Here is a 10621-nt window from a genome sequence, read left to right on the forward strand (position 1 = left end):
CGATGGTCACCGAGATAGGGTTCGTAAGTTTGCTGGTCGCCGCGCTGGGCGGGCTCGCCGGCGGCTTGGTCTACCTTGCCGTACGCATATCGAGAGGGCATTAGTTGAGTGACGAGAATCCGCTTCAGCCGCCGTGGCTGAACGCGCCTCCGGTGGACCCGTACCCCTACGAGGAGAGCCACGACCTACGGACCGGCCCGAAACTGCACCCCACTCTGGACGGCCTGCTGCCGTACATCGGGGTGTGGCGGGGTCGGGGCCGGGGTGGCTACCCCACCATTGAGGATTTCGACTACGCGCAGGAGATCCGGATCAGCCACGACGGCCGACCGTTCCTCTGCTACGAGTCGCGCGCGTGGCTGCTGGACGAGCAGAGCCGTCCCGTCCGCCCGGCCGGGCGTGAGATGGGCTGGTGGCGGCCGGTACTCGACGGTGACGACCGGGCGACCAACGAGTGGGAAGCGCTGATGAGCACGCCCACGGGCGTGATGGAGCTGCACCTCGGCAAGCGCACCGGCACCCAGCTCGAGTTCGCCACCGACGCGGTGGTCCGCACCCCCACCGCGAAGGAGGTGACCGCCGGTCACCGCCTCTTCGGCATCGTGGAAGGCGCCCTGCTCTACGCGCAGGAGATGGCCGCCGTCGGCCACGGCCTCACCCCACATCTGTCCGCCCGGCTGATCCGGGTGGGCGGCTGAGGTCAGTCCGGCTGATCTGGGTGGCGGCTGGGTCAGTCCGGTTGGTCGTTGTCGGGCGGGACGGGGAAACCGAGTAGGGCCTGCAGCCGCCGGGTGTAGGCCGACCGCGGTCGGCCGATGCCGTCGAGGACGCGGACCTCGACCAGGCCCCGGACCGACGAGCTGAACCAGACCGCATCCGCGGCGTGCAGCTCGGCCGGGGTCGCCAGCTGCTCGTGTGCGCCCAGCCCCACCTGTTCGGCGTTGGCCAGCAGCCAGGCGACGGTGGTGCCGGGCAGGATGCCGGCCGCGGCGGGCACCGTACGCAGCGCCCCGCCGGTGAGCCAGAGGACGTTGGCGGTCGGCGCCTCCAGGACGTACCCGTCGGTGGAGGTCCAGAGCGCGTCGTTGACGCCGTGGCGGGACGCCCACCGACGGGCGGCGTTGTGCACCGCGTACGACGTGGTCTTGCTGCCGGTGGGCAGCCAGTCCAGGCCGGCGCGGTCGCGGGCCGGCACGCCCAGCGGCAACGTCGCCACGGTGATCCCGTCCCGGCGGGCCGCCCGAGCCGACGGCGGCACCGGGGCCAGCGTGGCGTACGCGGTCGGGGCTTCGCCGCCGGCCACGCCTCGGGTGCAGACCAGCCGCAGCGCCCCCTCGACCTCGGTGGGCCAGTCGAGGCAGATCTCGTCAAGCAGCGCGACCAGAGCGTCGGTCGGCGGCAGGGTTAGGCCCATCGCCGGTGCCGCCCGGGTCATCCGTTCCAGGTGTGCCTCCCGCAGCCAGGGCCGGCCCGCCCGCAGGTGCATCGTTTCGAAGAGGCCGTCGCCGTGCAGGACGCCCAGGTCGTCGCCGCGCAGCACCGGCGTTGCGACCGGCACCCGGCCCCGCCCGAGCACCGCGATCCTCGCCGTCGTCATGGCCGCCGAGCATAGGGCCCGGGCGGGCTGCGCCGGGTGCGGTCCGGCCCGGCACCACCGACACGGGCACCGGCAGAGCGGGGGCCGGTAGTCGGGCGAAGGATGCTCGGCCCGAGCGAACTATGCTTAGACGGTGTCCGAATCTTCCCTCGCGGAATTGCTGCGGGCTCGTGGGCTGCGCCTGACGGCGCAGCGGCAGCTCGTCCTCCAGGCGGTGTTGGATCTGGGGCACGCCACACCGGAGCAGGTCCACACGGCCGTCCGGGAGGTGGCCGCAGGGGTCAACATCACTACTATCTACCGCACGCTGGAGCTGCTGGAACGGCTCGGCTTGGTGACGCACACCCACCTCTCGCACGGCTCACCGACCTTTCACGCGGCCGGCGAGGATCAGCACGTGCACCTGGTCTGCCGGGAGTGCGGTGCGATCGACGAGATCGATCCCGCCCTGCTGCGCCCGTTGGCCGACCAGCTTGCCGAGCAGCGGGGTTTCCGGGTGGACGTTGGCCATGTCTCCCTTTTCGGCCGCTGTGATCGCTGTGAGAACGGGGCGCAGGAATGATCGATATTGCCGGGGCGGTCGCCGTCGAGAGCATCGACGAGGGCAGCCGGGACCAGCCGGAGCCGGCGCACGTCGCGGCGGGGGTCCGGTCGGTGGCGGCGCACTACGGGGATCCGCTGCGCGAGCAGCGCACCCTGGAGACGGGGGTCGGCCTGGTCGACCGTTCGCACCGGGGGGTGATCGCGGTGCCGGGCGAGGATCGCCTCGGCTGGCTACACACGCTCACCACCCAGCACCTGGCGGACCTTCCCACCGGGCAGGGCACCGAGTTGCTGGTGCTCTCCCCGCATGGGCACGTCGAGCAGCACGCGATGGTGGCCGAGGAAGGCGGTACGACCTGGCTGGACACCGAGCCGGGTGACACCGGTGGGCTGCTCGGGTACCTGGAGCGGATGCGTTTCTTCAGCAAGGTAGAGCCGCGCGACGTGACGCCGGACCACGCCCTGCTCTCGCTGGTCGGGCCGGCGGCGGTGGACGCCGTGGCGACGCTCGGCGTCTCCGGCCTGGCCGAGCCGGATCTGCTCGAGGTGCCCGGCCCGAAGTTCCGGGCCGGCTCGGTGCCGCCCCGGTCGACGGTGCGCTACGACGTCCGTGCGCTACCGATCGGGGGCTGGGCCCGCCGTGGCCCGCTCGGCGTCGACCTGCTGGTGGCTCGGGAGGCCATCGGCCGGGTGGTGGCCGAGCTGCGCGACGCGGACGTGCCGGTCGCCGGGCTCTGGGCGTATGAGGCGGTGCGGGTAGCGGCCCGCCGACCTCGGGTCGGGCTGGATACCGACCACCGGAGCATTCCGGCGGAGGTGGGCCTGGTCGGGCCAGCCGTACACCTGGAGAAGGGCTGCTACCGAGGGCAGGAGACGGTGGCCCGGGTGCACAACATGGGTCGGCCGCCGCGTCGGCTCGTCCTCCTGCACCTGGACGGGGTGACCACGGACCAGCCACCGTCGGCCGGTACTCCGGTTACTCGGGACGGGCGGACGGTTGGCTTCGTCGGCACCGCCGTGCACCACCACGAGCTGGGCCAGGTCGCCCTGGCGGTGGTTAAGCGCAACGTGCCCGACGACGCCCGGCTGCTGGTCGGGGAGACCGCCGCGATGATCGATAGTTAGGGAAGGGTCCCTGCCGGACGCCGTTGCTGGCGGAAGGGTTCAGGCTTGACAGCCGGCATGCCGGAAGACTTTCGGTCGCCGGTTGGGCGACTAGGATCCGGGCATGACGACAGGGACGTTGATCACGGTTGCCCCAACCGGGGCGGAGTCGGCCAAGGTTGAGGTGCCGGCGTTGCCGGTCACCCTCGACGAACTGCTGCTGACCGCGAAGGAGTGCGAGGCCCTGGGCGCCTCCGTGGTCCATGTCCATGTCCGGGACGGTGCGGCGCAGCCGACCCTCGACCAGGGGCGACTGCGCGAGACCGTCGCGGCGCTTCGCGAGAGCACCGACCTGGTCGTGCAGCTCTCCTCCGGCGGCGCGGTGAGTGACCCGGAGGCCGACCGGCTCGCCGTGCTCGATGCCGCCCCCGACATGGCCTCCTGCACGATGGGCACGGTCAACTTCGGCACCGACGTGTTTCTCAACCGGTGGGAGTTCATCGTCGAGCTGCACACCCGGATGCAGGAGCGGGGCATCGTCCCGGAGTACGAGATCTTCGACCTGGGGCACCTCACCGCCCTGCAACGCCTGCTCGGCAAGTACGGCCTGCCGGCCGGCGGGCATGTGCACGTCGACTTCGTCATGGGCGTGCCCGGCGGAATGCCCGGCACTCCAGCGGCCCTGGTCGCCGCCGAGCAGATGCTGCGGGACCTGCCAGCCGGCACCACCTTTTCGGCGACCGGTGTCGGTCGTAGCACGATCCCGGTCCTGCTGGCCTCGCTTTCGGCGGGGGGACACCTCCGGGTGGGCATGGAGGACACGGTGACCTATGCCAAGGGGCAGCCGGTCGAGTCGAACATGCAGCTCGTGGCCCGCGCGGTCGGCTTCGCCCAGCTCGCTCAGCGCCCTCCGTTCACCACCGCTGAGGCCCGGGAACTGCTCGGCGTGTCCGCCCTCCGCCGGTAAGTGGTGTGTTGGGGGTCGCCCCCTGACGTTGCGTTCCCAATTCCCTGGTCACCCATCGGCTGGACGTTCCCGAAGCGCGGTAACGTCCACGCCGTGGGAAAGACGTACGAGGGCGGCGTGCCGCTCGCTGAGGTGGTCCGGTCGGGTTTCGTTGAGGGCGTGCATCGCGGGTCGGTGGTGGCGCTCGACGCGACTGGCGCGGCGGTGGCGAGGGCGGGGGATGTGACGTCGCCGATCTTTCCCCGATCGTCGAACAAGCCGTTACAGACGGTCGGAATGATCCGTGCGGGCCTGCGGCTGGCCGACTCGGCTGACCTCGCCCTGGTCTCGGCCAGCCACGCGGGGGAGGAATTTCACCGGACCCGGGTCGGTGAGTTGTTGGCGCGGGCCGGGCTCGACGAGTCCGCGTTGCACTGCCCGCTGGACCTGCCAGCGGACGAGGAGGCGCGGGCGGCGGTGCTGCGCGCCGGCGGTGGCCCGAGTCGGATCCAGATGAACTGCTCCGGAAAGCATGCCGGAATGCTGCTGACCTGTCAGGCGGCGGACTGGCCCGGGGAGGGGTACTGGCGCAGCGAGCACCCGTTGCAGGAGCAGTTGCGAGCAGCGGTTGAGGAGTTCACCGACGAGCCGGCGGCGGCGGTCGGGATCGACGGCTGCGGCGCACCGGTGCTGGCCGTCTCATTGACTGGCCTCGCGCTGGCGTACCTGCGGCTGGTGCAGGCGGAGCCGGGCTCGCCGGAGCGGGCGGTGGCGGACTCGATGCGGGCCCATCCGGAGATCGTCGGCGGTACGCGGGCCGATGACAGTCGGATGATGTGGGCTGTGCCGGGGCTACTCGCGAAGATCGGTGTGGAAGGGGTCATCGCCGCGGCGGTCCCCGGCGTCGGTGCGGTCGCGTTGAAGATTGACGATGGTGCCGGCCGGGCCCGGATGCCGGTGTTGGTCTCCGCGCTGCGTCGGCTCGGGGTGACCGCACCGGCGTTGGCGGAGTTCGCCGAGGTCCCACTCCTCGGCGGGGGGCGGCCGGTAGGCGCCGTCCGGTCGCTCTGGTAGCTCGCTTCCGGCGGAAGTGGTTCGTGCGGTGCTAACTCTGGCTAGCATTTTGCTTGCAGGAGTTAGCATCGCGAGCTAGCGTTGAGTTATGGCCAGTGGTAAAGACCTTCCCAACATCGGCGGGTTCATACGTGACCTGCGCCGGAGTGCGAAGATCTCCCTCCGGCAGCTGTCCGAGCAGGCGGGAGTCAGTAACCCATACCTGAGCCAGATCGAGCGCGGGTTGCGTAAGCCCAGCGCGGAGGTGCTTCAGCAGCTCGCCAGCGCGCTGCGGGTCTCCACCCCGGCGATGTACCTGCGGGCCGGGCTGCTGGACGACCGCGAGGGGCAGGGCGTTCTCGCCGCGATAGCCGCAGACCCCGACCTGACCATGGCACAGAAGCAGTCGCTCACCCAGATCTACGAGACGTTCCGTCGGGAGAACGCACGGCTCGCGGAGGCGACCGCCGCCGCCGACGCGGCGTCAGCCGAGTCCGCTACCGGCACGGTCACCACCGAATCCGCTACCGGCACGGTCACCACCGAGTCGGTCACCGCTCCGCCCACCACCGAGTCGGTCACCGCTCCACCCACCACCGAACCGGAGCCGGGTCCAGCCCAGCCGTCCGGGGCCTCTGCCGACCTGGCCAACATCGCGGTCACCGGCCCAACGACGACCGGGGGTACGCCGACCGGCGGTGTGTGAGTCGCACCGTCATCGACCCCGACTCCATTTCCGTCCCGACGCCAGTGCAGCAGTCTGCCCACAGGGCGACCCCGAGGCCGCGACGCGGTCGAAGAGGAGAAACGATGACTAGTCAGCCGAAAACCAGCCGTATCCCCGCTCCCATCTACGCCGCCGCCGGTGCCGGTGATCTGGCGTACCAGCAGCTGCGAAAGCTCCCGGCGGCCGTGACCGAGCTGGGCAACCGGGTCGTTGCCGACCTCAGCACGGTAGACGGGGCCGAGCTGCGCCAGAAGGCCACCGAGACCTTGCGTACGGCGACCGCTACCGCCGAGAACCTGCGCCGGCGGGCCGCCAGTGACCTGGACCTCAGCCGGCTTCGGGAGACCGCCACCCGCAACGCAGCCGTCGTGGTCGCCAGTGCTCAGGCCGCGCAGGAGCGGGCAGTCACCACCTACGGCGCGCTCGTCGGCCACGGGGAGCGGGTCGTCGGCGCTGGAGTGCTCGAGGCCGCCGACACGGTGAACACCGACATCGAGACGACTGAGCAGGCCCCGGCGCCCACCCCGGCGCAGGTCGCCGAGGCCGCCGGGGCCAAGCCGGCCGCCGTCACGAAGCGTGCCACCAAGGCCGCCGGCAAGCCGGCCACCTCGTCAACGAAGTCGCCGCGCGCGACGAAGCGGACCCCGCCGGCGCGCGACTGACCCGTGGCGACGGGCGATTGCCCTGTGGTGCCGAAGACCCCGGAAGCGGCCTGGCGGACGTCTCCGGGGTCTTCGGCATAAGCTTGCCGGCATGGCCATCGCCGCGCCGATCTTCGTCTTTGCCGTCCGCGACGTGATAGAGCTGATTCTGCTCGTCTTCGCACTCATCGTGCAGGGAGTCGCCCTGGTCCACGTCATCACCCAGCGGTCCGACGCGTTCGCCGCGGTCGGCACCCTTCCGAAGGGTGTCTGGGCGGCGATCCTCGCCGTCTGTCTGGTGTTCACCCTGCTTGGCTTCGGCCCGATCAGCCTCTTGGGACTGGTCGGCATCGCCGCTGGGTTGATCTATCTGCTCGACGTCCGGACGGGTCTGCGGGACCTCCGGGGCGGCCGGGGGACCTCCTGGTGAGAGGCTTCCGGTGGCCGCCCCCACCGGATGGCGGCCCCCGTACCTGGGGTCCCGGGCCGAGTGCTCCCCGCACCGGCCGGCCAGCACTGCCAGAACCGGAGACTGAGCTGGTCGCCACCCCGCACGGCGTCCACCTGGAGCAGTTGGCCACCGGCGCAGGCGATCCGGTCACCGTCTTCGCGCACGGTCTGGGCAGCGGCATCGCCACCACCCGTCCCTTCGGCAGTGGCGTTACCGGCCGCAGACTCTTCTTCCAGTTCCGTGGACATGGTCGCTCCGCCGCCCCGCCCGGTCCATGGACCTACCGCGATCTCGCGCGCGACCTGCGGGCGGTCGCTGACCAGGGCCTCGCTACCCGGGCGTTCGGCGCGAGCATGGGCGCGGGTGCGCTCTGCCGGCTACTCGCCGACAGCCCGACGCGGTTCGACCGGCTGGTCTTCTATCTGCCTGCGGTGCTGGACCAGCCGCGGGGCGATGCCGCCCGCCGCCGGCTGACGGCGCTGCTGGGCGCGCTCGGCAGTGGTGATGTCGGGCAGCTCGCGGAGGTGGTCCAGCTGGAGCTTCCACCGGCTGTCCGGAACACGCCGGCCGGCTGGGCGTACCTACGGCAGCGCCTCGATCAGCTGATGCGGGACGGTCTCGCTTCGGGATTGGTCGGCCTGCCCGAATCGGTGCCGGTCCGCGACACCACGGAACTTGCCGGGGTCACGGCGCCGGCCCTGGTGATCGGGTGTGTGGGCGACGAGCTGCATCCGGTCGGGGTCGCCGAGCGGCTCACCGCCGCCTTGCCTCAGGCCACCCTGCACGTGTACGACCGGCCTGGTGTCCTCTGGGCCAAGCGCGCCGACCTGCGGGAGCGCATCTCTACCTTTCTCAACGAGTAGCCGGGAGGGGAGGGTTGCTAGCCGGCGCAGCTGGGGACGTCGACGCAGTTGTTGGGTCGGTTTTTGATTACGATGGTGCCGGTTGCGGTGTTGAGCTCCACCGTGCCGCCGTCGTTGAAGATGCCTCCGCCGTCGGTGATGGCGACGTTTTTGACGACCTTTGTGTCGACAAGGGTGGCTGTGTCAAGGTTGAAAATGCCAGCGCCTTGATCGGCCTGGTTTCCAATGATCTTGGTGTTTCGGGACACTAGCTCTGCAAGATTGTAGATGCCGCCGCCTTCGGTGGCGGCGGTGTTGTTCGCGATGACGCTGCCTTCGATGACAACGGAGGAGTTGTCGCTGGTCGCCAAGCCCCCAGCGCGGCCCGAGGTGGCGGTGTTTCCGACCAGGGTGACGGATTTGAGCGTGAGTTGCGTGTTGAAGTCCATCACCACACCGGCGGCCTCAGTGGCGGTGTTTTTGGTAATGCGGCTGTCTGTGACAGTGCCGGTGCCGCTTATATATACGCCGCCGATCGTTCCGGTCGGTGCACTGTTGGTGGCGATAGTGCTGTGCGCGATCTGTGCTGTTCCAAAGCTCATGACTCCGCCGCCCGCTGCGGCGGCGGTGTTTGCGTTCACCTTAGATTTTTTAACGTCGAGGAGGCCGAAGTTGGTGATGCCTCCGCCGACATTGCCGGCGGTGTTGTGGCTGATGGTGGAGTGGTTCACGTAGGTGGTGCCGTCGGAGCTGATTGCGCCACCGTTGCTGTCGGTGATGTTGCGGGTGATGGTGCTGTGGTTGGTGGTGAGGGTGCCGCCGGTGTTGACGAGGATTGCGCCGCCAGCATCGGTGGTGCCTCCGCCGGTGAGTTTCAGGTGGTTGAGGGTGAGGTTGCCGCCGGTGTTGATGGTGAGGATTCTGAACTGGTCGGTGGCGGCGGCGCGTTCGATGGTGGTGTGTTTGTTGCCGTTGAGGGTGATGGGGGTGGTGATGGCGGGGAGTCCGGCGCCGTCGATGTCGGTGGTGAGCAGGTAGGTGCAGTCTGTGGCCAGGTTGAGGGTGGCGCCGCCGCGGGCGTTGGCGAGGGTGATGGCGGCGATCAGGGCGTCGGCGTCACAGGGCACGGGGGTGCCCTTTGGCTGCTCTGCCTTCTTCCCATTGTCCTTGCTGTCGCTCCGGTGGTTGTCGGCGGAGGGTTGGTCGCGCTTCTCATATCGGTCGTCGGCGGTGTGGGGGAAGGAGTGCTCGACCGCGCTGGCGGCGGGTGCGGCGCCAATGGCGGTGGTGAGGGTCAAGCCGGTCATGCCAGCCAATCCGGCCGCCCACCACCGCCATCCTGGCCTGATCCGGCTCCGGTCGAGGTGGCCGGGTTCATTGCTGCGGTGCTGGTGGTTCATCGCGGTGTTGAGGTCCTTCCCGGCGGCGGCGAGGAGCGCAACCCAGGGTGAGCCGGGGCGGCGTTCCTCGGCTACCGAGCGGCGGTAGCGGCCACCCCTCACACTAGTTGCTTAATAAGCCCATTTGGTAGTTTAAAGGAAAAATACCTCAAATGGGATAGGCGTCCTGGTGGTAGTCAAGGATCCGTCCCCCCCCCTTCGCCTGGTGAGCGGAGGAGGGGCGGATCCCTTCGTGCAGTCCGTTGGAGGTTGTTAACCGGCGCAGCCGGGGACGTTGACGCAGTTGTTGGGTCGGTTTTTGATTACGACGGTGCCGGTTGCGGTGTTGAGCTCGACCGTGCCGGCGACGTTGGTGATGCCGCCGCCGTCGGTGATGGCAACGTTCTTAACCACCTTCGTGTTGAAAAGGGTGGTCGTCTCGTCGTTGTATATTCCGGCACCGATATCGGCCTGGTTGCCAGTGATTTTGGTGTCTCGTACCACCAGATCCCCGAAGTTGAAGATGCCGCCGCCGACGGTCGCGGCGGTATTGTTCGCGATGACGCTTCCTTCGACGACCACAGGGGAGCTTGGTCCGATGGCCAGACCACCGCCTCGGCCGGTTCTGGCGGTGTTTCCGACAATGGTGACAGCTCGGAGTGTGAGCTGGGTGCCGATATCCGTGCCTACGCCCCCAAGCTCCAGCCCTGAGTTGTGTGAGATAAGAGTGTCCGTGACGGTGCCGATTCCATCGACTGAAAGGCCACCGACATTTCCGCTCAGAGCGTGGTTGGCGGTAATGGTGCTGTGTGCGATCCGGACAGTTTCAAAGTTGACTACTCCACCTCCGCCGGCGGTGGCGGTGTTGGCCTTCACGTGGGATTTTTTGATGTTGAGGAGGCCGGTGCTGTTGATGCCGCCGCCGATGTTGCCGGCGGCGTTGTGGCTGATGGTGGATTCTTTCAGCTGGATGGTGCCGTCGCCGGCGATGCCGCCGCCGTCGCCGTCGGTGATGTTGCGGGTGATGGTGCTGTGGTTGGTGGTGAGGTTGCCGCCGGGGTTGACGAGGATGCCGCCGCCGTTGTCGTCGGTCTGTCCGCCGGTGATTTTGAGTTTGTTGAGGGTGAGGTCGCCGCCGGTGTTGATGGTGAGGATTCTGAATCGGTCGGTGGCGGCGGCGCGTTCGATGGTGGTGTGTTTGCTGCCGTTGAGGGTGATGGGGGTGGTGATGGCGGGGAGTCCGGCGCCGTCGATGTCGGCGGTGAGCAGGTAGGTGCAGTCTGTGGCCAGGTCGAGGGTGGCGCCGCCGCGGGCGTTGGCGAGGGTGATCGCGGCGAT

Annotated in this window: 13 protein-coding genes; 10 read left to right on the forward strand and 3 right to left on the reverse strand. The window is 69.2% G+C overall.

Going from position 1 to position 10621, the window contains the following annotated elements; genetic code table 11:
- Positions 1–2 precede the first annotated feature (2 nt).
- Both mtfM and K228_RS0111630 read left to right on the forward strand, forming a co-directional pair.
- Entirely contained in the window at positions 3–104 is a 102-nt protein-coding gene (gene mtfM / locus K228_RS30040) for a small membrane protein MtfM (RefSeq protein WP_018218112.1), read from the forward strand.
- Complete coding sequence (locus K228_RS0111630; protein WP_018730256.1) at positions 105–698, forward strand: nitrobindin family protein; 594 nt, start codon at positions 105–107, stop codon at positions 696–698. It abuts the gene before it with no gap.
- 32 nt (positions 699–730) lie between these two features.
- Here the strand turns inward: K228_RS0111630 and K228_RS0111635 are convergent, their stop codons facing one another.
- A complete protein-coding gene (locus tag K228_RS0111635; protein ID WP_025618592.1) occupies positions 731–1597 on the reverse strand; it encodes an aminotransferase class IV in 867 nt (288 codons plus the stop codon).
- Positions 1598–1730: 133 nt separating this feature from the next.
- Between K228_RS0111635 and K228_RS0111640 the strand changes: the two genes are divergently transcribed.
- The 8 genes from K228_RS0111640 (at position 1731) to K228_RS0111675 (ending at position 7925) form a co-directional block, all read left to right on the forward strand.
- Positions 1731–2159 carry a Fur family transcriptional regulator gene (locus tag K228_RS0111640; protein ID WP_018254629.1) on the forward strand — a complete coding sequence of 143 codons (429 nt, stop codon included), beginning with the start codon at positions 1731–1733 and terminating at the stop codon, positions 2157–2159.
- A complete protein-coding gene (ygfZ, locus tag K228_RS0111645; protein ID WP_025618593.1) occupies positions 2156–3265 on the forward strand; it encodes a CAF17-like 4Fe-4S cluster assembly/insertion protein YgfZ in 1110 nt (369 codons plus the stop codon). Before K228_RS0111640 ends, ygfZ begins: the two co-directional genes overlap by 4 nt.
- A 103-nt stretch (positions 3266–3368) precedes the next feature.
- Complete coding sequence (locus K228_RS0111650; RefSeq protein ID WP_025618594.1) at positions 3369–4211, forward strand: beta-keto acid cleavage family enzyme; 843 nt, start codon at positions 3369–3371, stop codon at positions 4209–4211.
- Positions 4212–4304: 93 nt separating this feature from the next.
- Positions 4305–5264 carry an asparaginase gene (locus tag K228_RS0111655; RefSeq protein ID WP_025618595.1) on the forward strand — a complete coding sequence of 320 codons (960 nt, stop codon included), beginning with the start codon at positions 4305–4307 and terminating at the stop codon, positions 5262–5264.
- An 88-nt stretch (positions 5265–5352) separates the two neighbouring features.
- On the forward strand, positions 5353–5949 hold the full coding sequence (locus K228_RS0111660) for a helix-turn-helix domain-containing protein (protein WP_025618596.1): 597 nt from the start codon (positions 5353–5355) through the stop codon (positions 5947–5949).
- A 104-nt stretch (positions 5950–6053) separates the two neighbouring features.
- Complete coding sequence (locus K228_RS0111665) at positions 6054–6632, forward strand: hypothetical protein (protein ID WP_025618597.1); 579 nt, start codon at positions 6054–6056, stop codon at positions 6630–6632.
- Between the two features lie 91 nt (positions 6633–6723).
- A complete protein-coding gene (locus K228_RS0111670) occupies positions 6724–7041 on the forward strand; it encodes a DUF2516 family protein (protein ID WP_025618598.1) in 318 nt (105 codons plus the stop codon).
- Positions 7038–7925, forward strand: a complete 888-nt coding sequence (locus K228_RS0111675) for an alpha/beta fold hydrolase (RefSeq protein ID WP_025618599.1) — start codon at positions 7038–7040, stop codon at positions 7923–7925. The genes K228_RS0111670 and K228_RS0111675 overlap by 4 nt, the downstream gene beginning before the upstream one ends.
- Positions 7926–7942: 17 nt before the next feature.
- On the opposite strand, the gene K228_RS28270 is transcribed toward K228_RS0111675, so the two are convergent.
- Together K228_RS28270 and K228_RS28815 are read right to left on the reverse strand one after the other, a co-directional pair.
- Complete coding sequence (locus K228_RS28270; RefSeq protein ID WP_029723498.1) at positions 7943–9304, reverse strand: autotransporter outer membrane beta-barrel domain-containing protein; 1362 nt, start codon at positions 9302–9304, stop codon at positions 7943–7945.
- Between the two features lie 252 nt (positions 9305–9556).
- On the reverse strand, positions 9557–10621 hold a 1065-nt coding region (locus K228_RS28815; RefSeq protein ID WP_025618601.1), incomplete at its 5' end, for a hypothetical protein.

It is taken from the genome of Salinispora cortesiana (assembly GCF_000484695.1).
GTDB lineage: Bacteria > Actinomycetota > Actinomycetes > Mycobacteriales > Micromonosporaceae > Micromonospora > Micromonospora cortesiana.